This is a genomic window from Vibrio sp. E150_011 (genome assembly GCF_053544015.1).
Window position 1 is genome coordinate 259,076 of the sequence record NZ_JBHFOL010000002.1, and the last position, 24,948, is coordinate 284,023.

General features: G+C 45.1%; 24 protein-coding genes. 12 read left to right on the top strand and 12 right to left on the bottom strand.

The genetic code is table 11. The features are described 5' to 3' along the window. Positions 1–5: 5 nt before the first annotated feature. The 3 genes from dnaX to recR all read left to right on the top strand — a co-directional run bounded on the left by dnaX (position 6) and on the right by recR (position 3,245). Complete coding sequence (dnaX, locus tag ACE1OE_RS04345; RefSeq protein WP_449210268.1) at positions 6–2,207, top strand: DNA polymerase III subunit gamma/tau; 2,202 nt, start codon at positions 6–8, stop codon at positions 2,205–2,207. An 86-nt stretch (positions 2,208–2,293) separates the two neighbouring features. Beyond that, positions 2,294–2,623 (top strand): YbaB/EbfC family nucleoid-associated protein, encoded by a 330-nt coding sequence (locus ACE1OE_RS04350; protein ID WP_102471711.1) that lies wholly within the window; start codon positions 2,294–2,296, stop codon positions 2,621–2,623. Between the two features lie 22 nt (positions 2,624–2,645). Beyond that, on the top strand, positions 2,646–3,245 hold the full coding sequence (gene recR, locus ACE1OE_RS04355) for a recombination mediator RecR (RefSeq protein WP_449210269.1): 600 nt from the start codon (positions 2,646–2,648) through the stop codon (positions 3,243–3,245). 56 nt (positions 3,246–3,301) lie between these two features. Here recR and aqpZ read toward each other — a convergent pair whose 3' ends face one another. Continuing rightward, positions 3,302–3,997: an aquaporin Z gene (gene aqpZ / locus ACE1OE_RS04360; RefSeq protein WP_372060582.1), complete on the bottom strand. Its 696-nt coding sequence runs from the start codon at positions 3,995–3,997 to the stop codon at positions 3,302–3,304. An 88-nt stretch (positions 3,998–4,085) separates the two neighbouring features. After that, positions 4,086–4,334, bottom strand: coding sequence for a YkgJ family cysteine cluster protein (locus tag ACE1OE_RS04365; RefSeq protein ID WP_449210270.1), 249 nt, complete (start codon positions 4,332–4,334; stop codon positions 4,086–4,088). A 147-nt stretch (positions 4,335–4,481) separates the two neighbouring features. On the opposite strand from ACE1OE_RS04365, the gene ACE1OE_RS04370 reads away from it, so the two are divergent. Next, positions 4,482–4,919 (top strand): YcgN family cysteine cluster protein, encoded by a 438-nt coding sequence (locus ACE1OE_RS04370; protein WP_449210271.1) that lies wholly within the window; start codon positions 4,482–4,484, stop codon positions 4,917–4,919. A 108-nt stretch (positions 4,920–5,027) separates the two neighbouring features. On the opposite strand, the gene ACE1OE_RS04375 is transcribed toward ACE1OE_RS04370, so the two are convergent. From ACE1OE_RS04375 to gap, 6 genes are all read right to left on the bottom strand, one after another. After that, positions 5,028–6,908, bottom strand: coding sequence for a BCCT family transporter (locus ACE1OE_RS04375; protein ID WP_449210272.1), 1,881 nt, complete (start codon positions 6,906–6,908; stop codon positions 5,028–5,030). 136 nt (positions 6,909–7,044) lie between these two features. Continuing rightward, positions 7,045–7,392 carry a hypothetical protein gene (locus ACE1OE_RS04380; RefSeq protein ID WP_449210273.1) on the bottom strand — a complete coding sequence of 116 codons (348 nt, stop codon included), beginning with the start codon at positions 7,390–7,392 and terminating at the stop codon, positions 7,045–7,047. A 162-nt stretch (positions 7,393–7,554) separates the two neighbouring features. Continuing rightward, complete coding sequence (locus ACE1OE_RS04385) at positions 7,555–8,565, bottom strand: ChaN family lipoprotein (protein ID WP_449210274.1); 1,011 nt, start codon at positions 8,563–8,565, stop codon at positions 7,555–7,557. A 111-nt stretch (positions 8,566–8,676) separates the two neighbouring features. Further along, complete coding sequence (gene rlmA, locus ACE1OE_RS04390) at positions 8,677–9,525, bottom strand: 23S rRNA (guanine(745)-N(1))-methyltransferase (protein ID WP_449210275.1); 849 nt, start codon at positions 9,523–9,525, stop codon at positions 8,677–8,679. A gap of 73 nt (positions 9,526–9,598) precedes the next feature. After that, positions 9,599–10,483, bottom strand: a complete 885-nt coding sequence (locus tag ACE1OE_RS04395) for a D-hexose-6-phosphate mutarotase (protein ID WP_449210276.1) — start codon at positions 10,481–10,483, stop codon at positions 9,599–9,601. 95 nt (positions 10,484–10,578) lie between these two features. Further along, positions 10,579–11,574, bottom strand: coding sequence for a type I glyceraldehyde-3-phosphate dehydrogenase (gene gap / locus ACE1OE_RS04400; RefSeq protein WP_102471696.1), 996 nt, complete (start codon positions 11,572–11,574; stop codon positions 10,579–10,581). A 335-nt stretch (positions 11,575–11,909) separates the two neighbouring features. Between gap and msrB the strand changes: the two genes are divergently transcribed. Then, a complete protein-coding gene (msrB, locus tag ACE1OE_RS04405; RefSeq protein ID WP_102471695.1) occupies positions 11,910–12,320 on the top strand; it encodes a peptide-methionine (R)-S-oxide reductase MsrB in 411 nt (136 codons plus the stop codon). 128 nt (positions 12,321–12,448) lie between these two features. On the opposite strand, the gene ACE1OE_RS04410 is transcribed toward msrB, so the two are convergent. Next, on the bottom strand, positions 12,449–13,273 hold the full coding sequence (locus ACE1OE_RS04410; RefSeq protein ID WP_449210277.1) for a DUF2989 domain-containing protein: 825 nt from the start codon (positions 13,271–13,273) through the stop codon (positions 12,449–12,451). A 141-nt stretch (positions 13,274–13,414) separates the two neighbouring features. Here ACE1OE_RS04410 and ACE1OE_RS04415 point away from each other — a divergent pair, with 141 nt between their 5' ends. Continuing rightward, positions 13,415–13,699, top strand: a complete 285-nt coding sequence (locus tag ACE1OE_RS04415) for a YeaC family protein (protein WP_372060568.1) — start codon at positions 13,415–13,417, stop codon at positions 13,697–13,699. Positions 13,700–13,819: 120 nt separating this feature from the next. On the opposite strand, the gene ACE1OE_RS04420 is transcribed toward ACE1OE_RS04415, so the two are convergent. Further along, positions 13,820–15,379: a SulP family inorganic anion transporter gene (locus ACE1OE_RS04420; protein WP_102471692.1), complete on the bottom strand. Its 1,560-nt coding sequence runs from the start codon at positions 15,377–15,379 to the stop codon at positions 13,820–13,822. A gap of 297 nt (positions 15,380–15,676) precedes the next feature. Continuing rightward, a complete protein-coding gene (gene rne, locus ACE1OE_RS04425) occupies positions 15,677–18,775 on the bottom strand; it encodes a ribonuclease E (RefSeq protein ID WP_449210278.1) in 3,099 nt (1,032 codons plus the stop codon). Positions 18,776–19,388: 613 nt separating this feature from the next. Between rne and rluC the strand changes: the two genes are divergently transcribed. Further along, on the top strand, positions 19,389–20,327 hold the full coding sequence (gene rluC, locus ACE1OE_RS04430) for a 23S rRNA pseudouridine(955/2504/2580) synthase RluC (RefSeq protein ID WP_102471690.1): 939 nt from the start codon (positions 19,389–19,391) through the stop codon (positions 20,325–20,327). A 192-nt stretch (positions 20,328–20,519) separates the two neighbouring features. Here rluC and ACE1OE_RS04435 read toward each other — a convergent pair whose 3' ends face one another. Beyond that, the gene (locus tag ACE1OE_RS04435) at positions 20,520–21,104 is read right to left on the bottom strand and encodes a Maf family protein (RefSeq protein WP_449210279.1); all 585 of its coding nucleotides are present in this window, start codon (positions 21,102–21,104) and stop codon (positions 20,520–20,522) included. A gap of 135 nt (positions 21,105–21,239) precedes the next feature. Here ACE1OE_RS04435 and yceD point away from each other — a divergent pair, with 135 nt between their 5' ends. The 5 genes from yceD to fabD are packed head-to-tail and all read left to right on the top strand — an operon-like array spanning position 21,240 to position 24,939. Then, entirely contained in the window at positions 21,240–21,767 is a 528-nt protein-coding gene (gene yceD / locus ACE1OE_RS04440; RefSeq protein ID WP_102471688.1) for a 23S rRNA accumulation protein YceD, read from the top strand. Between the two features lie 30 nt (positions 21,768–21,797). Then, positions 21,798–21,968 carry a 50S ribosomal protein L32 gene (rpmF, locus tag ACE1OE_RS04445; RefSeq protein ID WP_017025198.1) on the top strand — a complete coding sequence of 57 codons (171 nt, stop codon included), beginning with the start codon at positions 21,798–21,800 and terminating at the stop codon, positions 21,966–21,968. A gap of 9 nt (positions 21,969–21,977) precedes the next feature. Continuing rightward, positions 21,978–23,000, top strand: a complete 1,023-nt coding sequence (gene plsX / locus ACE1OE_RS04450; RefSeq protein ID WP_449210280.1) for a phosphate acyltransferase PlsX — start codon at positions 21,978–21,980, stop codon at positions 22,998–23,000. A gap of 8 nt (positions 23,001–23,008) precedes the next feature. Beyond that, positions 23,009–23,959: a beta-ketoacyl-ACP synthase III gene (locus ACE1OE_RS04455; protein ID WP_449210281.1), complete on the top strand. Its 951-nt coding sequence runs from the start codon at positions 23,009–23,011 to the stop codon at positions 23,957–23,959. 56 nt (positions 23,960–24,015) lie between these two features. After that, positions 24,016–24,939 (top strand): ACP S-malonyltransferase, encoded by a 924-nt coding sequence (gene fabD, locus ACE1OE_RS04460; protein ID WP_102471685.1) that lies wholly within the window; start codon positions 24,016–24,018, stop codon positions 24,937–24,939. Positions 24,940–24,948: the final 9 nt, after the last annotated feature.

Consider the following 24,948-nt stretch of genomic DNA (forward strand, 5'->3'; position numbering starts at 1 on the left):
TTTGAATGAGTTATTTGGCTTTAGCCCGAAAATGGCGCCCTAAGAAATTTTCTGAAGTTGTCGGCCAGCGCCATGTTCTTACCGCACTCGAGAATGCATTGAGCCAAAATCGATTGCACCATGCTTACTTGTTCAGTGGCACACGTGGTGTTGGAAAGACTTCGATAGGACGTCTTTTTGCTAAAGGGTTGAATTGCGAAACTGGTATCACATCCACACCTTGCGGGAAATGCGCAACCTGCGTCGAAATAGACGAAGGGCGAAGTGTTGATCTGCTGGAAATTGATGCGGCATCGCGGACTAAGGTCGAGGATACTCGAGAGCTTCTGGATAACGTCCAATACAAGCCTGCTCGTAATCGCTTCAAGGTTTATTTGATTGATGAAGTTCATATGTTGTCGCGGCACAGCTTTAATGCGTTACTTAAAACGCTAGAAGAGCCACCCGAATATGTGAAGTTTTTGTTGGCGACGACGGATCCTCAAAAACTGCCAGTGACGATTTTATCCCGCTGTTTACAGTTCCATTTGAAGCCGATCACGGTTGATACAATTCAACAGCAACTGGTTGATATATTGGGTCATGAGCAAGTCGATGCAGAGCAGCAGGCCCTTGCTTTAATATCTCATGCCGCGGATGGCAGTATGAGGGATGCACTGAGCCTGACAGACCAAGCTATCGCGCTTGGTAGCGGTCATATCACTAAGCAAACAGTGAGTCTAATGTTAGGGACATTGGATACCTCTCTTGCGGTCAAGATCATCCATGCGATATGCAGTGGCGATGCCGAGCAGGTTATGCAGACCGTCAATCAACTTGCTGAAAATGGCGTAGATTGGGATTCATTACTGTCGGAAATTGCATCTCAGTTACACCGTATTGCTATGTATCAGGCATTGCCTGGAAGCGTTGACACGACAATTCCTGATAACGAAAAAATTGCGACACTTGGTAAAATATTACCCGCCACCGATGTACAACTGTACTACCAAATCGCGCTAAAAGGTCGTCAAGATCTTGTGGCTTCGCCATCTCAACGCGTCGCTGTAGAGATGACGTTATTGAGAATGTTGGCGTTTAGACCCACCGCGCAACTCGGTAGCAATGACATTATTGTAGGAACGTCGGCGCTTAACCCTTTGACACCAGCAGTCAATCAAGGCGTCACATCGGCACAGAATCAGGTAGCAGCAGCGGCGACTTCGCAAGTACAGGCTCAGCCTAGCGGTAACGAGGTACCAGCCTCTCAAGAAATGGCAAGGCCTTATGACTCGGCACCGCCAGCGTATTACGCTGAGCCTATGTCCACCCCTATGCCTGTACCACCAAGTTCAGCTGGATTACCTTATGAAGGCCAACCGGCGGCTCAGCAACCGGTGGTTCAGCAGCCGCCTATGCAACGGCAAGCTGTAGAACCGTTGCCTGCGCATCAAGTTGGCCAATCGTCACATGATGCGACCCAACCTAAGGCTTCTCCTGTTGCTGGCCTGCGTCATCAACTTCGCTCCAAAAGACAAAATGCAGCTTCCACGAGCCCAAAACCTGGAACGTCACCAGCAAAAAAGGTTGACGCGTCACCCGAGCCTAAATCAGTAATGGAGAGGGTCGCTCAGCGAACTGCGGCTCAACCCGCGATGCCTTCTGGTGCTGGTGACGCGAATCGCTCTCATGCTGCTCAACATGTTGATGAAAATGAACCTTACCGATGGCGCGCGACTAAAGAAGTGGTGGTTGATAAGAAAGCATCAACATCGATTAAACCCTCAACGTTAAGAAAAGCGCTTGAGCATGTAAAAACACCAGAAATGGCACAACGACTTACCGTTGAGGCTGCTCAGCAAGATACATGGGCGGCATTGATTGAGACCCTCGATACGAGTAAGTTAGTTCAACAGCTTGCGTTAAATTCGACCTACACGAAAGATGGTGCATCTGTTGTACTTGGTCTTCGCGCAACCCATGCGCACCTAAATACAGATAGGAATCAGTCTGAACTGCTGGCTGGCTTAAATATGGCGTTGGGTGAGCAATGCCACCTTTCTGTCGAAGTCTCAGAGCAGGGTGTGACACCGCTAGAGCGAAGAGAAAGTATCTATCAAAATAAGCTTGCAGAAGCAGCCAAAAGTTTACAATCTGATGCCAACGTGCAGTTTATTGTTACAAGATTTTCTGCAGAGCTAGACGAAGAGAGCATTCGTCCGTTATAACTCTAGAATGCAAAGTATGTTCGGGGGTTGCATTTTTTGCACTTGCCCCCATGTTATTAATAATCTGAATCAACCGAGAGAAAGCTATGTTTGGTAAAGGCGGAATGGGCAATATGATGAAGCAAGCCCAGCAAATGCAAGAGCGTATGCAAAAGCTTCAAGAAGAAATTGCAAACATGGAAGTAACTGGTGAATCTGGTGCGGGTCTTGTTAAAGTCACCATCACTGGCAGCCACAGCACACGTCGTGTTGAGATCGACGAGAGCTTAATGGAAGACGACAAAGAAATGCTAGAAGACTTGATTGCCGCTGCGTTTAACGATGCTGCTCGTCGAGTTGAAGAAACACAGAAAGAAAAAATGGCATCAGTCACTGGCGGTATGCAACTACCACCAGGTATGAAAATGCCGTTCTAATTGTAAAATTAGAGAACAATAAATGCGAACTAGCCAAATGCTGGAGCATTTGATGGAGGCCTTGCGATGTCTACCTGGGGTTGGCCCCAAGTCAGCACAACGCATGGCCTTTCATTTGTTACAGCGAGACAGAAAAGGTGGGCTACAGCTTGCTGAACTTCTGGCTCAAGCCATGACCGATATCGGTCATTGTCAGGAATGTCGGACGTTTACGGAAGAAGAAACCTGCCATATTTGTACCAACCCGAAGCGCAAAGAAAACGGCCAATTGTGTGTTGTGGAAAGCCCTGCAGATATTGCAGCGGTGGAGGCAACAGGGCAGTATTCTGGTCGTTATTTTGTATTAATGGGTCATCTATCACCATTAGACGGTATTGGGCCTAGTGACATTGGCCTTGATACTTTAGATTATCGTTTACGGCGTGGTGATGTTAGTGAAGTGATTCTCGCGACAAACCCAACGGTCGAAGGGGAGGCAACCGCTCACTATATTGCTGAGCTTTGTCATGAGCATGAAGTCACCGCAAGTAGGATCGCCCATGGGGTTCCTGTTGGTGGGGAACTGGAGCTTGTTGATGGTACGACCTTGTCTCATTCATTACTTGGACGACACAAGATATAAAAAAGGCGCGATGCTATCGCGCCTTTTTTGATCCTGAAGAAATTGTCTTAGCTGTCTTAGTGGCTATTACTACCAAGGAGTGAACGGTATATCCAGGCGCCGATCACGGCTCCAACGATAGGCGCTAGCCAAAATAGCCACAGCTGTGAGGTTGCCCAGTCACCGACATATAAAGCGACACCCGTACTTCGAGCCGGATTCACCGATGTATTAGTGACTGGAATACTGACAAGGTGGATAAGTGTCAAACACAGCCCAATTGCAATGGGTGCAAATCCTTGGGGGGCTCTTGAATCGGTGGCGCCCATAATGACGATTAAGAACATCGCTGTCATCACGATCTCGCACACTAGCGCAGAGGTTAGGGAGTATTGGCCAGGAGAATGCTCGCCATATCCGTTGGCTGCAAACCCAGAAGCAACAGCATCAAATCCGGGCTGACCAGAGGCAATAATATAAAGGATGCCGCCGGCAAGGACACCACCGATCACCTGCGCAATAATATAAGGCAATAAATCTTTGGCATCAAAACGACCTCCGGCCCAAAGCCCAATACTGACGGCAGGGTTGAGGTGACAGCCTGAGATATGTCCAATGGCAAATGCCATCGTGAGCACTGTGAGACCAAAGGCAAGAGCTACGCCGAGTAATCCAATTCCAACATCAGGGAATGCGGCAGCAATAACGGCGGATCCACATCCTCCTAGCACTAGCCAAAATGTACCAAATACCTCTGCTAAATAACGATTCATAAGAAATCCCACTCCTATTATTGTGGCTCTTTTGAAACATAGCTGATTTTGCTGAGACTGCCAGTAAGTAATCGAATGTATTGAATAACTAAGTTAGACGATCGAGTTCGAGTAGATTGTTGAGTGCCTGTTGATTGGTGGTACTGCATACGTCTGGGCAGGGTTTAAAATCATGGCAGACTTTAGGGCGCTCTGGTTTGCCAAAGAGCTTGCAAAGATTGTCTTCATTGAGCTGAATACAGCGCACACCCGACGGCTTGCCATCTGGCATACCTGGAATAGCAGAAGAAATACTTGGTGCAATACAGCAGGCGCCGCAGCCTAATCGACAATCCATCTTAATAACCTAAAAGTAATGGGGCGCAGAGTGTACCAAAACATCGTCACTTGTACACAATTGAATCATTAAGGTGATCGAGAATGACTTGATGTTTGTCTTAACTAACGGTATAAAACGCCTCCACAGAACGATAAGGTAGTAAGCATGAGCAAACCATTTTGGGAAACAATACCGCTGGAGAACATGTCCGAAGAGCAATGGGAATCGCTTTGTGACGGATGCGGAAAATGTTGTCTCCATAAGCTCATGGATGAAGACTCTGACGATGTCTATTACACTAACGTGGCGTGCAGTTGGTTAAACAGTGATACCTGTTCTTGCAAAGATTACATGAATCGTTTTGAATCTGGTGAAGAGTGTCTTAAGTTAACTCGCGATAAGATTTCGGAGTTTAACTGGTTACCTGAGACGTGTGCTTATCGCCTTTTATCACAAGGTGACAATCTGCCACAATGGCATCCGCTTATTACGGGTTCCAAAACAGCAATGCACGCTGCAGGCGAAAGTGTGAGAAATAAAGTCGTGTATGAAATTGATGTTATTGATTGGGAAGATCACATTCTCAACCATCCAAATCGTTAATTACTACGCTCGATTCTTAGCACCACAAAGTTGATTTGAATTTAAAAGCCCACAGACTTACTAGCCTGTGGGCTTTACTATTTGGGATTACCCCACTCATAGATGAGATTAGTTAGCGGAGCAGGCTTCGCTAAATTGTACGCGAGCTTCTTGTGCCGATTGAGAAGACTGTGCTTTCAACGAAGTCGCATCAGATAATGCTTTTAGTTTAAGCTCTAGCTCATCGAGAAGCTCTTGAGGGATGGCATGTTCATCGGCGGCATCCGCTGCATGCTCTAATGCGTAGGCTCGAATAGTTTTCTTGACTTTGAATAAGTCTTGCATCGCAACACGTTCCTCATCAGCCGCGTTTTGTGCAAGATCGCGGCATTTCTCAAAATGCGCCAGGGCAACGCCTTCGGTCGACCAAGGATCAAACTCTGGCAGTTCTTCTATGTTGATGGTTGGTTCGACGTAGTCTTCTTGATGACGAATATCCAATGTTGCGGCTTTAACCGCCGACATCATTAGCATTACTGCGATAACCAACAGCGGTAAACCACCAACAATAGCCGCGGTTTGTAGTGTATCCAAGCCACCTAAAAACATGAGTACGGCAGGCATAAAGCTCAGTGTAAATGCCCAAAATAAGCGGTTCCATCGCATTGGCTCCTGGGTGACATCTTTCTGCACGACGGACGCTAGGATATAGGAAATGGAATCAAACGTAGTTGCGGTAAAGATAATGCACAGCAAGGTAAATAATAAGATGATAAACCACGAAAATGGCAGCTCTGAAAGCATTGAGAAGATCGCTTTTGTCGGGCCATAGGTGTTTAAAATGCTGACAATATCAAGCTGTCCAGATAGTTGCAGAGACAATCCGTAATTACCGAGGATAATAAAGAATAAGAAGCAACCGCACGAGCCGAAAAATAAAGCGCCAGCTACCATTTGCTTGATGGTTCGCCCTTTAGAAATCCTCGCGACAAACAGGCCCATACTTGGGGCGAATACTAACCACCATGCCCAATAAAAAATGGTCCAGTCTTGTGGGAAGTGCGTATCGTCGAATGTGCCATATCCACCAAATGGCTCTGCCCATGTTGCCATTACAAAGAAGTTGGACATCATGCGACCGATGGAATCTAACCCCGTTTCGAGTATGAATATCGTCGGGCCTAAAATGAGTACAAGGGCGAGCAGTAGCATGGCACCCCAGAAATTAATATTGCTGAGGATTTTGATGCCTTTTTCCATACCGGCAAAAGAAGAATAGGCGAAAATAGCCGTACACACTGCCAGCACGCCGATCTGAGAGTAGGTATTTTGCGGTAAACCAAAGAGAACATTTAACCCTTCGCTAATCAGCGGGGCGGCCAAACCGAGGGTGGTGGCGGCACCACCAAGTAGTCCAAAGATAAACAAGACGTCTATCAGTTTACCTAATGCACCATCGCTGTGTTTTTCACCGAGAACAGGAATGAGAGCGCTGGATACTTTTAGGGCCGGCTTTTTACGAACATAGAAAAAATACGCAATGGGAATCGCAGGGATAAGGTAAATGGACCACGCTATCGGTCCCCAATGAAATATGCCGTAAGTGGCGGCCCAGCGCACGGCTTCTTCACTGCCTGACTCTAACTGGAAAGGAGGGGATTGGTAGTAATAAGCCCATTCAATACAGCCCCAGTATAAAATACTAGCGCCGATACCACCGCAAAATAACATCGCGGCCCACGACGATGTTTTAAACTCAGGCTGTTCATCAGTATCGCCAAGTTTGATTTGGCCAATATCGCTAAAAATGATGAAAATCATGAAGAAAAGGGCGGCGAGACCAAGTGATAAGTATAAGAACCCAAATTTGTCAGTCATCACAAGTTTGGCTTGCGAAATGATTTCAGCGCCTTGTTGTGGGAAGAGTATTAAAGGAATAATAACGGAGAAAAGCAGTGCAATAGCACCAAAAAAGGTTGGCTTATCAATAAGCCTAAAATAGCGGTCCATAATCAACAGTCATGTAAGTAAATGACTGTTGATTATCTAGTCGAACACACCGTGACGACAAACACGATTGTTTGTCGTGATGATAAGTAGGAGACGTGAAGCTGTTTGCGAGACGTTAGACGTTAGACGTTAGACGTTAGACGATAGCGAGCAGTAATGCGCCAACCGTAACGGCTGCAGAGACGTATTGACCGGCGGAATAAGATTCGTCTTTTTGTTCTTCCAAGTCGTCAGGGTGATCCATGCCTAATGCGCCATGAGCGAATGATTGCATTGTGCTACCCATGGTCTCTTCTTTGTCTTTGCTGGATTTGTTGTCTTCTTCTAAAGCGAGCTTTGCCTGCGAAGAAAAGTGGACGGTTTCCGATTCTGATGTCGGCAAAGGTTTGCCGTTTTCAATAGGACCTGATAGTAATGCCGATTTATTGACGTTGGAGCTTGGAATATGTGTCGTTTGATTCAGATTAGAATTGATGCCTTGCATGCTGGTACTCCCTCACCGCTATCAATTACTGTATCGCCATTGATAGGAAAAACTTTAATCTTTTCCATCAATGGCGTGAATGGTTCATCCTGAATTAAACGCAAGCAAATTTTAAGCCATTTATTCAACCATTTTGACGACCTAACTACTTAACTATAATAGTTATTTAATGGTGTCCGTTTGGCACTGCAAGTCGTCATTTCTTACTTTTAGGTTTTTGTACGCATTCATTCTATTCTCTTTTTTTACATATCTGACGGGAGGAGAAAGGACTAATAGCTGCATATCGGACTTATTGGCATTGGCATCTGCCGTCATTAATTCGGAAGCAGGGCTAATGACAGCGATAGTTAAGTTAGGGTTCAGCTTGCGTATCTGATCGGCGGTACCGAGTCCATTTTCAATGTGAAACTTCCCAGCGATATGCATTACCTGAGAATTTGGATGGCTCTCTAAGTAATCGACAATACTTTCCGCCATAGTCGCATCCCAAGTAAGCTGAGCGGCATACTGTTTATTGGTTTGCTCAGCGCTGCCATGATGCATTGAGCGCATAAACTTATCTTTATATGGCGTATCAGAAGTATCGATGCTTTTTGCAATATAGCTACGCTCGTTAGCATCGAGCTTGTTAAGGTAGTCTAAACCCTCGCGACCGATACAGCGTACCGTGGGTTTTGGTGCGTTGCTTGCGATAATATCCAATTGATTATGCTTAGCTAACTCGACAAGCGGTCGATAATCACTTTCGTAATTAGGCCATGCGTTCGCTTGGGACATTAAGGTTTGTTCACCGATTTCATTGGCCAAATACTCGTTGATGATGGTTTGTGATGGTCTTGAAAATTGCTCCATTGATAACGCTACACTGCGATTGGATTTCGATAACGCACCTAGTAGGTCTGTTTGAAAGCGGTGGATACCTGGGTGCGTGTGCCATTCCCCAACTAATATAACATCAGCATTCGCTAATGCTATTGGGAGCGCGTTTACTGAGATAGGGTCACCATGCTCGGTGTAAAGTTGGTAGTCGTAGAATGTCTCAATTGATGTTGCTTCTACTGGTACGGCTCCCATTGGCGTTGTAGCGATGGTCGACGTCACCGGCGTCTTTGCTGATGTCGCACAACCTGTAAGGAGTGAAGCTATGATAGCAAGAGATAATAGTTTCATAATATTAGCGAATTCCTAAACAAAAATAGCCAACGATATCGCCGGCTATTAGGGAAGAAAGATGATAATCGAGATAGAGACTTGATTCAATCTAATTGATAACTATTTGCATTATGCTTTTTTGAATACCCTGACGATGAAGTCCGCTTGGCATGCAAACTGACTAGTATCTTTTAATGTCGCTCGAAGTTCGTCTGTGGCTTTCCAAGCAAATGGCGTCATTTGGAGTAAATCATAGGCTTGTTCACCGGAAAGGCCCATTACGTAGTTTAGCTTATCTTCGGAAATAAGGTTGAACTGAGAAAGGTCCTCGACTTCTTCATCATGCAGGCGGACATCGGTATAAATCAGTTCTCGTAATTCATACAGGTGATGGGCGCCTGGTGTCACTGTGACCACGATGCCATTATCTTTAAGGCAACGTGCCAGTTCTTCTTGCTTACATGGCGCGTAGATTCGAATAATGGCAGAGAGAGTCTCATCGGCAAACGGTAAACGATGGCTTGAAGCGACAGAAAAGTCCACATTAGAATATCGCTTTGCGGCGTACCGGATTGCTATTTTGGAGATATCTAAGCCGTAGACATTTACTTCAGTGGATTGCTCAGCGATTCCTCGTCCTGTGACTAGATGATCGGTGAGATATTGAGCAAAATAATGGGTGTAATACCCTTCTCCACATCCAATATCGAGGACATTTAATGGACCTGATGGAGTGTGAGTTAGCAAAGATTGCGCGACGGCATCACGCATTGGCGCATAAAAACCATGAGCGAGAAAAGTGCGTCTTGCTTGCATCATCTCTTTGTTGTCACCGGGATCTTTTGATTGCTTGTGCTGAACGGGCATCAAGTTCACGTAACCTTCTTTTGCCATATCAAATTGATGACGGTTTTCACAAGCGAAATAGCGCTCGTGCTGTAACAATGGAAGATGACAAAGAGGGCATTGGTAAGACATACGGTTAGACTCATGAAAAATTTTGCTAAGTCTAACCATATCGTTAATGGTTCGCAATTATGCGTGTGTGATTTTATTGCTTTCCGATCACCGTGGATAGCTGGTAAGTTTCACCGGGAGCAACTTGTTGGCCTTGTTGTAGTGAAGGGGCGTGCAATGTTGACTCAACACATAAGAACGACTGATAACCATCATCATTCATGTCGCCCATCGCTTGAGCTCCTGCCGCCCATGGGTTCCATAGTACGGCTGAATTGTGACCTCGGTTCTCCACTGACAGGCATCGTTTCAATGCGCGATCATTAACCAGTATTTCAGTTTCAGGGCTGGTGTATACACGGTCGATAGTATCAGTAAGCATTAAGGAAGCGCCGCCTTCACAGCGTTTTCCCTCAAGCAGGCTGTCAATATAATCTAGTCCCATACCAGTGACTTCCGTTGCAGTAATATCACCAACGTTCAGGTAAGTATGAAGTGCTCCGGAGAAAACCCATGGCGCATTATCAGTATTTGTCGCGCTGAGTGTTACTCGTAATTCATCGTTAATCTCGACATTTAATACCAACGAGAACTGGTGAGGCCAAATGTTTCGTGTGGCTTCAGAGTCGCTAAGACCTAGGCTAATAATCACACCGTCATCATTTTCACGGTGCTCAAGTAGCGCCCATTCAGTCGTGCGAGCAAAACCATGAGCAGGGGCCGCGATACGTCCAAACCAAGGCCAACATATCGGAATACCACCACGTAATGCGGTTGTATTGTCGTAGATAGCGTCTTTGCTCATCCAGATTAAGTCGTCTTGACCTGTTGGTTGATAAGAAAGAACGTGTCCGCCATGAAGGGAGATAGCAGCCGACGCTTTAGGGTGAATAACGCGAACAATTTTATTGTCGCCGTATTGGGTGATAGTCACGAAATCGGAAAGTACTGTTGATGCGGGTAGGGCATTAAAGTCCATATTTTGACACCTCAGAATAGGAATACACACTTTTTGGGTACAAAAAAGGCGACCCTAAGAGTCGCCTTTTTTAAAGTTGGAGCTAGATGCTTACATTACTTAGAGATGTGAGCTACTAGGTCTAGAACTTTGTTTGAGTAACCGATTTCGTTGTCGTACCAAGATACAACTTTAACGAATTTGTCAGTTAGAGCAACACCAGCTTTAGCATCGAATACTGAAGTTTGAACTTCACCGATGAAATCTTGTGATACTACTTGGTCTTCAGTGTAACCTAGAACACCTTTAAGCTCGCCTTCAGATGCTTCTTTCATCGCAGCACAGATTGCTTCGTAAGATGCAGCAGTCTTAAGGTTAACAGTTAGGTCAACTACAGATACGTTAGCAGTTGGTACACGGAAAGCCATACCAGTTAGAAGGCCGTTTAGTTCTGGAAGAACAACGCCTACTGCTTTAGCTGCACCAGTTGAAGATGGGATGATGTTTTGAGAAGCACCACGGCCACCGCGCCAGTCTTTCGCTGAAGGACCATCTACAGTTTTTTGAGTTGCTGTAGTTGCGTGAACTGTTGTCATAAGACCAGATTCGATACCGAACTTGTCGTTAAGAACTTTAGCAACAGGTGCTAGACAGTTAGTAGTACAAGAAGCGTTAGAAACGATGTCTTGACCAGCGTAAGTTGAATCGTTCACACCCATAACGAACATTGGAGTTGCGTCTTTAGAAGGGCCAGTTAGAACAACTTTCTTAGCACCAGCAGTGATGTGCTTACGTGCAGTCTCATCAGTTAGGAAAAGACCAGTTGCTTCAGCAACTACGTCAACATCGATTGCATCCCATTTAAGATCTTCTGGGTTGCGCTCTGCTGTAACACGTACAGTTTTACCGTTAACGATAAGGTTTCCACCTTCAACTTCAACAGTACCGTTGAAACGGCCGTGTGTTGAATCGTACTTAAGCATGTATGCCATGTACTCAACGTCGATTAGATCGTTAATACCTACTACTTCGATATCGTTGCGCTCTTGCGCTGCACGAAATACGAAACGACCGATACGGCCAAAACCGTTAATACCTACTTTGATAGTCATTATGTTGCTCCACAACTTAATTTCTGTTTTAAGATAACTGGTAGTAAAATTACAGAATCCAGTCACTAACTTCAATAGATAATCGAAATTAATTTGTTTAAAGTCAAAAAAAAGTGTCGGATTTCTTAACGTTTAGTAATAAGTGACTGTTTTTTGAACTTTAGTTGTATTTCTGTAATGTTAAAATTATGTGTTTAACCTTTGTGGTTAGCTGGGTTAACATATTTGAAACAGACGGCGTCATATAGTTAAACAGCGTGCTACAGCAAAGTTTACTCTTTGAACAATCTCAGAGTGAGTAAAATGTAGTCAATAAAAAAGGGAGTGTAAAGGTCATGAGTGATGAAAAAAAAACGGTGACTAAGACTGATGCAGACTGGCGTGATGAGCTGACGGAAGAACAGTATAGAGTCTGTCGACAACAGGGCACTGAAGCACCATTCAGTGGTACCTTGTTACACAATAAAGATAGCGGCCTTTATCGCTGTACTTGTTGTGGTGTTGCACTGTTTGAATCAAACAACAAGTATGACTCTGGCTGTGGTTGGCCGAGTTTTGATGCGCCGCTACGCAGCGATGCTATTCGTTATATTGATGATACGAGTCACGGTATGGTGAGAGTAGAAATACGTTGTAGCACATGTGATAGTCATTTAGGGCATGTATTTGAAGACGGTCCAAAAACAACAGGGGAACGTTATTGCGTTAACTCTGTGTCGTTAATTTTCAACAAAAGTGAAAGTTAAAACAGATTTTAATCGGCCGATTGTATCATTATTACAAATCAGTATTGACTAAGAAAACGCGCAGGCGCGCGTTTTTCGTTTTAGAGGCTAATGATTATAAAGGGTAGTGATCCCTAAGGTGAGTGGATTTAATGTGAAAAAGTAATGAGTGATTGGTTGCGATTAAACGCTCCTGATTCCAGAGACGACACAATCGCCTCAGCTTGTTCATCAAGTTGACGATATTCGTCATGATTTAGAGCAAACAACCGCTTTAATTCATTGTTAGAAACAATAGGGATATTGAATTGCTTGCCGACCATGGTCCAAAGATAGGATTCGCGTGGACGTGATAACGTGTAATTAACACTCGCCAAAGATTTAAGTGCATCAGTATTGATATTTCCATCGGAAGATAGCTCCAATGAATGGACTAATAATTCGTGTGTTTTCAACTTGTCTCGTGAGATGTAGTAAGTGGCTAATGCGTACTGCATTGCTGCTGTTTCCAATGCAGCATCGCCTTCCATTGCAAGAAAGCGCCTCTTTGCCATGGTATTGCCCGTCTCACTCCATAAAAAATATAATGTCTCGGGCTTAGTCGATGACATCAGTTTGGTTTGTATTCGCATTTGCTCATCTATGGCGTAAACAAGAGCATTAAAGCGCTTTTCTTTTAATGCGGCTTGCTCAATAGGCTGTATTTGCGACGCAAGCTCTAAGCATTTCCGATATTCTCGAAGTAAATAAAATTCTTCGATCTGAGAGGGCTCAGTAAAAGTATCTAATGTCTCGTAACGATGCCAGATCAAGTCGGTGCGCGCGATTCGACATTGTCCATCGTTGACATTAAGTGATGAACATTCAAGCCCAGGTTCTGACGAACATACTTGGTCGGTGTTTTTTCTAGATTCAAAGCAACCTGTTAAAAGAGAAGAGGAAGCGAGTAAGAGTACGGCGTAATGTATTTTCATTGATTTACTTGTGATCAGAAACACTGAATGATGGAGCTCAACTTGACTCAGTGTATCATCAGGTTATGGTTCCAGTAAGGAATTAACCTCGCAGAACTCAGTTTTTGCGCCACTGTAATTTTGAGAAAAAGAAGGTTCAGAATGGATGTAGAGCAACTCTTAAACGCAATGACACCTGATGTCTATGACCGCCTTATTTATGCATGTGAGACTGGCAGATGGCCAGAGGGTGCAGCTTTGTCACAAGAACAGAAAGATTCCTGTATGCAGGCAGTGATGTTGTATCAGTCGAAGCATAATGTTGACCCGCAGCACATGTCAGTGGCGGCAGGAGGGGAAATATCCTTCAAATCTAAATCAGAATTGAAAAAACAATTTTCAGCGGATCAAGCTGATATTGTAAGAATGAAGGTTGCGGATAGTTAAGCGCTTGATGGTTTGCTTCCAAAGAATCTAACTATGTAGCCATCAAATAATAAGGGACCTCGTGGTCCCTTATTATTTTTGTATTACACGAGATTCTTAATCCTCGCTAACCGCCGTTCATTAACCTGCAAGAATGTCCGTAGCCACTTTGTAGCTTGGGTCTTCTTTAACGTTAATCTCAACTAGGCTTCCTGCTTTTTGCAACAGCGCACGGCAATCAGGGCTAAGGTGCCTTAGGTGTAAGGTTTTACCTACCGCATTATAACGCTCTGCCAAGGTCTCAATAGCTTCAATAGCTGAGTGGTCAGCGACGCGTGATTGAGCGAAATCAACAATTACATCTTGCGGGTCGTTAGGCGCATCAAACAACTCTAGGAAGTTAGCGGCAGAACCGAAAAAGATAGGGCCATTCACCTTATATTCTTTTGAGCCTTCCTCATTGGTGTGGCTACTTGCATAGATATGCTTCGCGTGTTGCCAAGCAAACATCAACGCAGAGACAACAACGCCAATCGCAACGGCAACAGCGAGGTCTGTTAGAACGGTAACAACCGTGACTAGGACGATGACGAAGAAATCTTGTTTTGGTACACGACGAGCAAGCTTGAACGTCGCCCATTCGAATGTACCGATAACCACCATAAACATGACACCAACCAGTGCAGCTAGAGGGATCATTTCAATCATTGCGGAAGCAAATAAAATGAAGAACAGTAGAGCACCAGCGGCAACAATTCCAGATAAACGACCACGACCACCGGAGTTGACGTTAATCATTGACTGTCCAATCATCGCGCAACCACCCATAGCACCGAATACGGAGCAGGTAACATTCGCAAGACCTTGACCAACACACTCACGGTTTGATTGGCCACGAGTATTAGTCATCTCGTCAAGTACCGTTAGAGTCAGCAATGATTCAATCAAACCGATAGCGGCTAAGATGATGGCGTATGGAAGAATGATGTTAAAGGTTTCAAGCGTGAACGGAACCGCTGGGATGGAGAAAGTCGGCAGCGAGCCTGCTAGCGTGGCTGAGACGTCACCAGACATCGTTCTAAGGAAATCAACGACCGTACGGGTTTCTAACCCTAACAAGTGCACTAGAGCAGTAACACCGACTATTGCAACAAGTGATGAAGGGACGGCAGTGGTAAGTTTTGGTAAGAAATGAATGATAGCCATAGTTAAAGCGACTAGGCCTAACATGATGATCATCTGCCCTTGTGGCAACCAGGTCATAACACCATTGATATCTGGGGCTTTAAATTGTCCCATTTGAGCAAGGAAAATAACAATCGCTAGGCCGTTAACAAAACCAATCATGACGGGGTGTGGCACCATGCGAATGAATTTACCCAGCTTAAATAAACCGGCGGTAATCTGCAAAAAGCCAGCGAACATAACAGCCGCAAATAGATATTGCACCCCATGGGTGGCCACTAAGCTCACCATTACTACCGCCATTGCACCCGTTGCACCAGATATCATTCCCGGGCGACCACCAAAAATAGAGGTGATTAGGCCCACGATAAAGGCCGCATAAAGGCCTACCATCGGGTCAACCCCTGCGACGAAAGCAAAAGCTACCGCTTCGGGTACTAACGCTAAGGCTACGGTTAGCCCTGATAACACATCGTTTTTAACGGAGTGCTTCGAAAATTGTGGAAACTCAAACATAGGATTCAATTCAATAGTTGTGTTGGATAAAAATCCATTCCAAACAGCGCAAGCGACGACATTATTAAAAAGGGGTGTTGCTGCAAAATTTGCGGCAATTCAAAGCTAATTACTGTCATTATCTACTTATCATGTGACAAAGATATGGCGTATTGGTAATGAAAAGGACAAGGTTGCGCATGCTACAGAAATGTGAGGAGAAGTTCAATAATGAAACGAAATGTGTCGAATTAAATTAGCATAAAAAAAGGGCTGCCCAAAGGCAGCCCATCTTACATTGTTAATGACTTAACTTAATTAATAGTTAGGTTTAGTCATTCCTGCACCAGCACTACTTCGTGCAACCTGGCTACCTGCACCTTTTGGTGTGTAGCGTTCGGTTTTAAGAGCTGCAGCTTTAATTTCAATTTGACCTAGCTCAGCTTGACCTGGAGCCTTCGCCATTCCTGCACTTGCGTGCCCTTTGGCTGTGATCTTTGTTGGTTTCGCTTTCGCTACCGCTTTTTTAACCGGCTCAGCTTTCGCTTCTACAGCTGGGGTGACGGTTTCAGCAACTGGCGCTTCAACAGTTGGTTCTTCAACGATGTGCTTTTCAACAACCGGAACGTCAACAACAGGCACTTCAGTTACTGGGGTTTCAACGATAGCGGTTTCAACACTCGGCGCTTCGACAGCTGGTGTTTCGACAACCTGAGCTGTCTCAACTGCTTTCACTTCGACAACTGCCGCTTCTGTAACCTTAGGCTCAACCACAGCGGCTTGTACCGCTGCTGCTTTAGCAACGTTCGCTTCAGCGATAACTGCAGAGCTTAGGATGATCACCTTACCCATTGCCATTTCAGGGCGAGATACACCTGAAGTGATCATTGGAATGGTTACGTCATTCACTTGCTCTTTTTGTGCTTTGGCTTTTGGTGCTGGTTTGATAATACCGTAGCTTGGCATTACTTTACCCATTGCCATCTCAGGAGAGGCAACGCCACCTTTTCTTAGTCTAAACGGATTTGGACGACGGTCACGACCACGACGACGACGTTGTCCGCTTGCTCGCAAATGACGAGGTGAACGGCGGTTTCGGCGCTGTTTGCCTTCCTCTTTTGCAGGTGCATCTGTTTGAGCAGCATCAACAACGGCTTCAACAGCCTGAGTCGTCTGTACTACTTTATCGTCTTGTGCTTTTGCGCTCTCAACGGCTTGAACTGCAGGTTCAACTTCTTGCTGAGCGTTTTGACCTTTGGTGCGAATTTGCTTGGTCAACTTACGACGTTGACGGCGCTCTTTGATCTTCGCAGTCTTCTCTTCGGTACGAGGTGCTTTCTCTTCCGCGCGAGGGGCGGCTTTTTCAGCTTGAACCTCGGCTGCGATTTGCTGACCTTGCTCTTCGACCTTTGACTTATTCGCTACATCTTCGCGTTGTGACTTATTGCGACGATTTTGTGGCTTATTGCGGCGATTTTGTGGCTTGCGAGGCTCTTGAGCCGTATCCGCTTGCTCTTTCGCAGTGTCATTTTCTTGAGTCGGCTTACGACGATTCCTGTTGCGGTCATTGTCACGAGAATCACGGTTATTACGACGGCGTTGGTCGTTACGGTTGTTACGACGTGGCTTGTCGTTACGTTGAGTGTCTTTTTTCTCTGGTTCTTCGGTTTCTTTCTTCGGTTCTTCAGTCGAAGAGAAGAAAGCACTGATAGCCGAGAACAAACGCGACACTAAGCCAGGTTCATTGCTGTCTTTTGCCACTTCCGCTTTTGCTTTAGGGGCAGGCTTTGGTGCCGTTGGTGTTGGTGCCGGCGTTGCAAAACCTTGAACAGCAGGTTGCTCGATCTTACGTGGCTTGATTTCAGTTTCAGGAACTTCTTTGCTCTCGGCTTCTTTAAGCGCGTCGATCTTCTTAGGAAGTAGGTAAGAAAGAAGGTCATGCTCTTCGCCATCACGGACACGAATTACCTCGAAATGAGGCGTTTCCATATCAGAGTCTGGAACAATAGTAATCTTAACTTCTTGCACGCGTTCGATGTGATTGACAGAACGGCGTTTTTCATTAAGAAGGTAAGAGGCAATTGGTACCGGTACAATCGCTAGGACTTGGCACGTATTGTCTTTTAGCGCTTCTTCTTCGATTAAGCGAAGGACAGAAAGTGCTAGGGATTCGTTGTCACGAACCACACCGGTACCCGTACAGCGAGGACAAATGTGGTGACTCGCTTCAGCCAATGATGGGCTTAAACGTTGGCGAGACATCTCAAGTAAACCAAAGCGTGAGATACGACCGATTTGAACGCGAGCACGATCGATACGGACGGCTTCACGCAGGCGGTTCTCTACTTCTCTTTGGTGACGCACTGGTGTCATATCGATAAAGTCGATAACCACCAAACCACCTAGGTCACGTAGACGAAGTTGACGAGCAATTTCGTCAGCAGCTTCTAGGTTGGTGTTAAGTGCTGTTTCTTCGATATCGCTGCCCTTTGTTGCACGAGCTGAGTTAATATCGATAGAGGTCAATGCTTCTGTTGGGTCGATAACAATTGAACCACCAGATGGGAGTCGAACTTCACGCTGGAACGCAGACTCGATTTGGCTTTCGATTTGATAATGACTAAACAGTGGCACTTCACCGTCGTATTTTTTAACGCGGCTGACAAAATCTGGACGAACGTGCTCAATGTGTTGTTTTGCACGTTCGTAGATTGTGTTGCTATCAATTAGGATCTCACCAATATCGCGACGTAGGTAGTCACGTAAAGCACGGACAATGACGTTACTTTCTTGGTGAATGAGGAAAGGTGCAGGGTTAGCGTCTGAAGCATTTTTAATGTTGCCCCAGTTATTGAGAAGGAATTTTAAATCCCACTCTAGCTCTTCGGCACTTTTGCCTACACCTGCAGTACGGACAATTAACCCCATACCTTGTGGTAGTTCAAGCGTGCTTAGTGCTGCCTTAAGTTCTGTGCGTTCATCACCTTCGATGCGACGAGAAATTCCGCCAGCTCTTGGGTTATTTGGCATCAATACTAGGTAGCTACCTGCGAGTGAAATAAAGGTTGTGAGTGCCGCGCCTTTGCTACCACGCTCTTCTTTTTCAACTTGCACGATAACTTCTTGGCCTTCCTTCAAGACATCTTTGATGCTTGGGCGACCCTGGTAGGTATAACCAGCTGGGAAGTATTCGCGTGCAATTTCTTTAAGAGGAAGGAAGCCGTGGCGGTCAGCGCCATAGTCAACGAATGCGGCCTCTAAGCTAGGCTCAACTCGTGTGATACGACCTTTATAGATATTTGCTTTTTTTGATTCGTGACCAGGACTTTCAATATCAAGGTCAAATAGTCGCTGGCCATCAACCAGAGCGACACGCAACTCTTCTTTTTGAGTTGCGTTGATTAACATTCTTTTCATTACGGTAATTCTCGTTTTATTTTCTTTGTTTTCATCGTTGCTCTTGTCACAGAGGTCGTACCTCGTGGTGCCTGATCCCATGGCTAATAAATGCAGCCTCCCGGCTGGAGGGGATGCTCTGGGGCACTACAGTCATCACACAAGTTCTACTTGGGTGATCCGCATATGGCGGTAATACTCAAAACACGAATACGTGAGTAGATGACAAGGCTGCCTTAATTATCAACGTCTTATGCCGTACGCAGCGTCTCAATATTAAGGGCTCTACTCATGGTGTAGATTACGTATGGATAATGCTGATAAATAGTAAAATACAATCTAATCATCCTACGCAGCTGTGAACTATAGCAGTGCAAGGATTTATCGGCAATCAGCTTTACGACAAACCACAGAAAAAAACAGCTTTAAAGTGTTTCAAAGTCGACTAATTGCCTGAATTTTCGTCTTATTTTGCTAATGCTCATTTTTCTTTGTGCAAATTGGATGAAATTTATCCACAGCTTGTCCATGCTACGTTAAACGAGCTTGCGATGAATTGGTGCGTGGGTAATCAGGCGGGGTTAGGTAGAAGAAAGCGTTATTTTCTTGACGCTTTGGGTGTTATAATCGCCAAATGAGTGAAATAAGAACTAAAGTCCAATTTGTCGATATAGACGACGATATGGCTGGTCAGCGCATTGATAACTTTTTGCGCAACCAATTAAAAAGTGTACCGAAAAGTGTGGTGTATCGAATTGTCCGCAAGGGAGAAGTTCGCGTTAACAAAAAAAGAGTTAAAGCGGAATACAAGCTTCAAGCGGGGGATATCGTTCGAATTCCACCTGTGACGATTGAGGAAAAAGACGACGAGGCGCCAGTGAGCACTAAGTTGAATAAAGTCGCAGAATTGGAATCGTTTATTATCCATGAAGACGATCATCTATTGATTCTAAACAAGCCATCCGGTACGGCAGTCCACGGCGGCAGTGGTTTGAAGTTTGGGGCCATTGAGGCGCTTAGGGCGTTGCGTCCTCAAGCTCGCTTTCTTGAATTAGTTCATCGTATTGACCGGGATACTTCCGGTATTCTTTTGGTGGCAAAAAAACGGTCTGCATTGAGACATTTGCAAGCGCAGTTTAGAGAGAAAACCGTACAGAAATATTATTTTGCACTTGTCATGGGAAATTGGAAGCCAAGCTGCAAAGTGGTGAAAGCGCCGCTGTTGAAAAACGAAGTAAACAGCATTGTCCGAGTCAACCCGAATGGCAAAGCGTCAGAAACTCGTTTTAAAGTGCTTCAAGCATTTGAAGACGCGACGCTGGTTCAGGCGAGTCCGATTACCGGACGCACTCACCAAATTCGTGTGCACGCTCAATATACGGGTCATCCGATTGCTTGGGATGATCGTTACGGTGATCGCCGTTTTGATGCTTACACCGCGAAGGTGGGTCTTAATCGTCTGTTCTTGCATGCCGCAAATATTATATTTGTGCACCCTGCGACTGAAGAGCGTATGGAGATACATGCAGAGATGGAGCCTAAACTAACCCAAGCTCTTTCTCGTTTAAAATAACACTTTGATGATTTGAGCAATATGACATGATTCGAGCAATATGACCTTAATGGTATTGCTCGCATCGTTAAGACCGTCAATTGCTGACACGCTTTAGCGTTGTCAGTTCGAACCCTGTCGGCTTGTCTAACTGACAGTGACTATTGTCAATGTTTAGCCTAATCAATGGTTGCGCGTAATCGAACGATACGGCTAACTTAATGGCGATACTCCATGTTTTTCTAGCATCGAGACAAGCTCAATTAGTGGTAAACCAACGAGTGTGTTGGGATCTTTACCATTCATGGATGCGAACAAACTGATGCCTAAACCTTCACTCATAAAACTGCCAGCGCATTGCAGTGGTTGTTCTATATCCACATATCGGGTGATCTGCTGCAGGTTCAATTGCCTGAATGTGACATCAAACGTGTCGACGCATACTTGAGATTTATGATTAACGGTATCGTAGAGTGCTAAGCCGGTATAGAAACGGATGGTTTTCCCACTTTGTGCTGAGAGTTGTTTAATCGCATTTTCGCGAGTTAACGGCTTACCTATTATGCTGCCATCAATCACACATACTTGGTCGCTACCAATGACGAGTGAGTTAGGTTCATGTGATAGCGCTTCGGCTTTTCCTAGTGCTAATCGCTTCACCAAGTCGTGTGGTGACTCACTAGGGTGCGCAGTTTCATCAAAGTGGGGTGACTTTGCAATAAACGGCAGCCCTAACTTGGCAAGTAACTCAGCTCGATAAGGCGATGTTGAGGCGAGGATCAATTGAATTGGTTCCATTTTTGCTATCATTTTTTTATCATTTAAGTGGTTTTTAGAGTAATCTGGAGATTCTTAAACGTAAGGTGAAAAAAGTACAACTTTTTTGCCTTTTTCTTTGACTAAATTTGATTTGGAAGATAATATTCGCGCCCTATGCAGAAGGTAAAAATACCGCGAACGGTTGATCCGTCCAAGACAGCACAGAAAAGACTCGATTTAGATGGCATCATCCAAGTGAGTTTATTCAAGCGTCTTCACGAGTCAGTTGAAAGCGTAAAACGCGATGCGAACGTATCATTGTCCTTTGGGCATGATGAACAGCGATTAGTTGTTATCTCTGGTAAAGCTAACATCGAAGTCGACTTAGAGTGTCAACGTTGTAACGAATCTTTCGCACATGAGTGCGAAGTCCAATTTACTTATACTCCTTATTTTAGTGAGAAAAGTGAAGAGGAAGCACCTGAAGATTATGATTTGGTAGATCTTAATGAATACGGTGAAGTAGATTTGATACGACTAGTTGAAGACGAGTTCATCTTAAACCTGCCTCAAATAGCAATGCATGACGACGCAGATTGTAGCGTTAACTCAAATAACATGGTGTTTGGTGAACTTCCAGAAGAAGCTATTGTGGAAGAGAAACCGAATCCATTCGATGTTTTGAAAAGCTTAAAGAAATAATTTTTAAGCATTTACATAGGAGTAGGGTCAATGGCCGTACAAAAAAGCAAAAAGTCACGTTCAATGCGTGGCATGCGTCGTTCACATGATGCGCTAACTACTAGTGCTCTATCTGTAGACGCAACTTCAGGTGAAACTCACCTACGTCACAATGTGACTGCTGACGGTTACTACCGTGGCAAAAAGGTTATCAACAAGTAAGGTTGACCTTTGCATAATATAACCGTTGCACTTGATGCAATGGGCGGGGACTTCGGTCCTTCCGTAACAGTGCCTGCCGCCGTGCAGGCATTGTCGCATTTCCCAGAGCTGAAAGTTATTATCGTCGGCGATCAAGTGGCGATACAAAACCAACTTACCGAACTCGGTTACCAATGTCACAACCGTCTTACGGTCGTGCACAGTGACCGTGTCATATCGAATTCAGAAAAACCTTCTTTAGCCCTTCGTCATAGCCACGATACGTCAATGCGCGTCACGATTGATCTCGTTGAATCAGAACAAGCTGATGCCTGTGTGAGCAGCGGTAATACGGGCGCATTGATGGCGCTTTCACGTTTTCGTCTCAAGCTTCTACCTGGCATTGATAGGCCAGCATTAGTTTCTGCTCTTCCTACTGCACTGGGTAATAAAACATGGATGCTGGACCTCGGTGCAAACGCATCTGTTGACGCCGATTCATTGTTTCAGTTTGCGGTGATGGGCAGTGCACTTGCGGAGCAGCACTTGGGGAGAAAACCAAGAGTCGCGATACTCAATATTGGCGCTGAAGAGATTAAAGGCAATGATTTAGTAAAACGTTGCTCTGAAATGTTGTCGCAAACACATTCTATCCATTATATTGGTTATATTGAAGGTAATGAGTTACTTCATGATGCAGCGGATGTGGTTGTGTGTGATGGTTTTGTAGGAAATACAGTACTAAAGGCATGTGAGGGTACAGCTCAACTTTTTGTTGATAAGCTGAAAGCTCGTTTGTCCGCCTCAACACTTAAAGGATGGATAGCGCGAATATTGTTTTCTGATCTTATAAGTGAGGTGAAAACACTGAACCCCGACCAGTATAATGGGGCAAGTTTGTTAGGATTGCGCGGCATTGTCATTAAAAGCCATGGAAGTGCTGATATTCCAGCACTTGTTAATGCTATAGGCGAAGCAGTCCACGAGGTTAGGCGTCAAGTGCCTAACCAAATAAGTGATCGTCTAGAAGCAGTGTTACTCGAGAGGCAATAATAGTCTTCATGTATAGCAAAATATTAGGTACAGGCAGCTACTTGCCGTCTCAGGTGCGTTCAAACGCAGACTTAGAGAAAATGGTAGAGACTACGGATGAATGGATCGTGACGCGTACTGGCATTAAAGAACGCCGTATCGCCGCTGAAGATGAAACCGTTGCTGATATGGGGTATCACGCCTCTGTAAATGCCATTGAGATGGCCGGTATCGATAAAAATGATATCGATATGATCATTGTTGCCACCACGAGCAGCAGTCACGCCTTTCCTTCATCGGCCTGTCAAATTCAAGCTAAGCTAGGTATTCAAGGCTGTCCCGCCTTTGACATGGCAGCAGCATGTACTGGGTTTGTCTACGCTTTATCTGTTGCTGATCAACATATTAAAACGGGTATGTGTAAAAACGTTCTAGTGATTGGCTCTGATTGCTTATCAAAGACAATTGAAGAAATTGATCGTTCAACGGTCATTTTGTTTGGTGATGCCGCTGGAGCGGTTGTTCTTAGCGCCAGTGAAGAGCCCGGCATTCTATCAACACATACCTATGCGGATGGTCGATTTGGCGATCTACTTAGTCTTGAGATGCCAGTTCGAGGCGGAGAGCTTGATAAGTGGCTCAGTATGTCAGGTAACGAAGTCTTTAAGGTGGCGGTGACGCAGTTGTCTAAGTTAGTGAAAGATACACTGGCAGCAAACGACATGGATAAATCCGAACTGGATTGGTTAGTACCACATCAAGCCAACTATCGTATTATCTCCGCCACAGCGAAAAAGTTAGGTATGCCAATGGATCAGGTGGTTATCACTCTGGATCGTCACGGTAATACCTCTGCCGCTACCGTACCAACTGCCCTTGATGAAGCGGTGCGTGATGGACGAATTAAACGTGGCCAAAATTTATTGCTCGAAGCCTTTGGCGGCGGATTTACTTGGGGTGCGGCTTTGGTCCGTTTCTAACTCCGAGTATTGAGTTATCCCTATTTATATTGATTGCGTTGTTTAAGGAAATATCAATGAGTAATTTTGCAATCGTGTTCCCTGGTCAGGGTTCACAAACAGTTGGTATGCTTGCTGAACTTGGTGAGCAGTTTGACATTGTTAAGGAAACCTTCGCTGAGGCGTCCGCCGCTTTAGGTTATGATTTGTGGGCACTTGTCCAAAATGGCCCAGCAGAAGACCTTAATCAAACGCACCGAACTCAACCGGCATTGCTAGCGTCTTCTGTCGCTATTTGGCGTGTTTGGCAGCAACAAGGTCTTGAGCAACCAAGTATGATTGCGGGACATAGCCTTGGTGAATACTCTGCGCTAGTGTGTGCAGGCGTTATTGATTTCAAAGAAGCGATCAAATTGGTTCAATTGCGTGGACAATTAATGCAAGAAGCCGTCCCAGCAGGCGTTGGAGCAATGTATGCCATCATCGGTTTAGATGACGCAGCCATTGCCAATGCTTGTGAAGAAGCCTCGCAAGGTGAAGTCGTTTCGCCTGTCAATTTCAACTCACCAGGTCAAGTCGTTATTGCGGGTAATAAAGCAGCGGTTGAGCGAGCGGGTGTACTGTGTAAAGAAGCGGGTGCCAAACGTGCGCTGCCATTACCGGTATCGGTACCATCTCACTGTGCTTTGATGAAGCCTGCAGCTGATAAGCTTGCTGTCGCGTTACAAGACATTGAATTCAGTGCTCCAACATTGCCTGTCATCAACAATGTTGCTGTGATTGCAGAAACGGATCCTGAGAAGATTAAAGCCGCGTTAGTTGCGCAGCTGCATAGCCCGGTTCGTTGGACCGAAGGCGTGCAAAAAATGAGTGAAGAGGGCGTTGAGAAGTTATTTGAACTCGGTCCTGGCAAAGTACTAACAGGTTTAACGAAACGCATTGTTAAAACGCTAAGTGCGGCAGCAGTTAATGACTCTGCATCACTTGAAGCAGCGAAATAATAAGGAAAA

What these genes read in the sequence shown, in the direction of transcription:
- dnaX (WP_449210268.1), top strand. Translation starts at nt 6, where the DNA reads ATGAGTTATTTGGCTTTAGCCCGAAAATGGCGCCCTAAGAAATTTTCT.
- ACE1OE_RS04350 (WP_102471711.1), top strand. Translation starts at nt 2,294, where the DNA reads ATGTTTGGTAAAGGCGGAATGGGCAATATGATGAAGCAAGCCCAGCAA.
- recR (WP_449210269.1), top strand. Translation starts at nt 2,646, where the DNA reads ATGCGAACTAGCCAAATGCTGGAGCATTTGATGGAGGCCTTGCGATGT.
- aqpZ (WP_372060582.1), bottom strand. Translation starts at nt 3,997, where the DNA reads ATGAATCGTTATTTAGCAGAGGTATTTGGTACATTTTGGCTAGTGCTA.
- ACE1OE_RS04365 (WP_449210270.1), bottom strand. Translation starts at nt 4,334, where the DNA reads ATGGATTGTCGATTAGGCTGCGGCGCCTGCTGTATTGCACCAAGTATT.
- ACE1OE_RS04370 (WP_449210271.1), top strand. Translation starts at nt 4,482, where the DNA reads ATGAGCAAACCATTTTGGGAAACAATACCGCTGGAGAACATGTCCGAA.
- ACE1OE_RS04375 (WP_449210272.1), bottom strand. Translation starts at nt 6,908, where the DNA reads ATGGACCGCTATTTTAGGCTTATTGATAAGCCAACCTTTTTTGGTGCT.
- ACE1OE_RS04380 (WP_449210273.1), bottom strand. Translation starts at nt 7,392, where the DNA reads ATGCAAGGCATCAATTCTAATCTGAATCAAACGACACATATTCCAAGC.
- ACE1OE_RS04385 (WP_449210274.1), bottom strand. Translation starts at nt 8,565, where the DNA reads ATGAAACTATTATCTCTTGCTATCATAGCTTCACTCCTTACAGGTTGT.
- rlmA (WP_449210275.1), bottom strand. Translation starts at nt 9,525, where the DNA reads ATGTCTTACCAATGCCCTCTTTGTCATCTTCCATTGTTACAGCACGAG.
- ACE1OE_RS04395 (WP_449210276.1), bottom strand. Translation starts at nt 10,483, where the DNA reads ATGGACTTTAATGCCCTACCCGCATCAACAGTACTTTCCGATTTCGTG.
- gap (WP_102471696.1), bottom strand. Translation starts at nt 11,574, where the DNA reads ATGACTATCAAAGTAGGTATTAACGGTTTTGGCCGTATCGGTCGTTTC.
- msrB (WP_102471695.1), top strand. Translation starts at nt 11,910, where the DNA reads ATGAGTGATGAAAAAAAAACGGTGACTAAGACTGATGCAGACTGGCGT.
- ACE1OE_RS04410 (WP_449210277.1), bottom strand. Translation starts at nt 13,273, where the DNA reads ATGAAAATACATTACGCCGTACTCTTACTCGCTTCCTCTTCTCTTTTA.
- ACE1OE_RS04415 (WP_372060568.1), top strand. Translation starts at nt 13,415, where the DNA reads ATGGATGTAGAGCAACTCTTAAACGCAATGACACCTGATGTCTATGAC.
- ACE1OE_RS04420 (WP_102471692.1), bottom strand. Translation starts at nt 15,379, where the DNA reads ATGTTTGAGTTTCCACAATTTTCGAAGCACTCCGTTAAAAACGATGTG.
- rne (WP_449210278.1), bottom strand. Translation starts at nt 18,775, where the DNA reads ATGAAAAGAATGTTAATCAACGCAACTCAAAAAGAAGAGTTGCGTGTC.
- rluC (WP_102471690.1), top strand. Translation starts at nt 19,389, where the DNA reads ATGAGTGAAATAAGAACTAAAGTCCAATTTGTCGATATAGACGACGAT.
- ACE1OE_RS04435 (WP_449210279.1), bottom strand. Translation starts at nt 21,104, where the DNA reads ATGGAACCAATTCAATTGATCCTCGCCTCAACATCGCCTTATCGAGCT.
- yceD (WP_102471688.1), top strand. Translation starts at nt 21,240, where the DNA reads ATGCAGAAGGTAAAAATACCGCGAACGGTTGATCCGTCCAAGACAGCA.
- rpmF (WP_017025198.1), top strand. Translation starts at nt 21,798, where the DNA reads ATGGCCGTACAAAAAAGCAAAAAGTCACGTTCAATGCGTGGCATGCGT.
- ACE1OE_RS04455 (WP_449210281.1), top strand. Translation starts at nt 23,009, where the DNA reads ATGTATAGCAAAATATTAGGTACAGGCAGCTACTTGCCGTCTCAGGTG.
- fabD (WP_102471685.1), top strand. Translation starts at nt 24,016, where the DNA reads ATGAGTAATTTTGCAATCGTGTTCCCTGGTCAGGGTTCACAAACAGTT.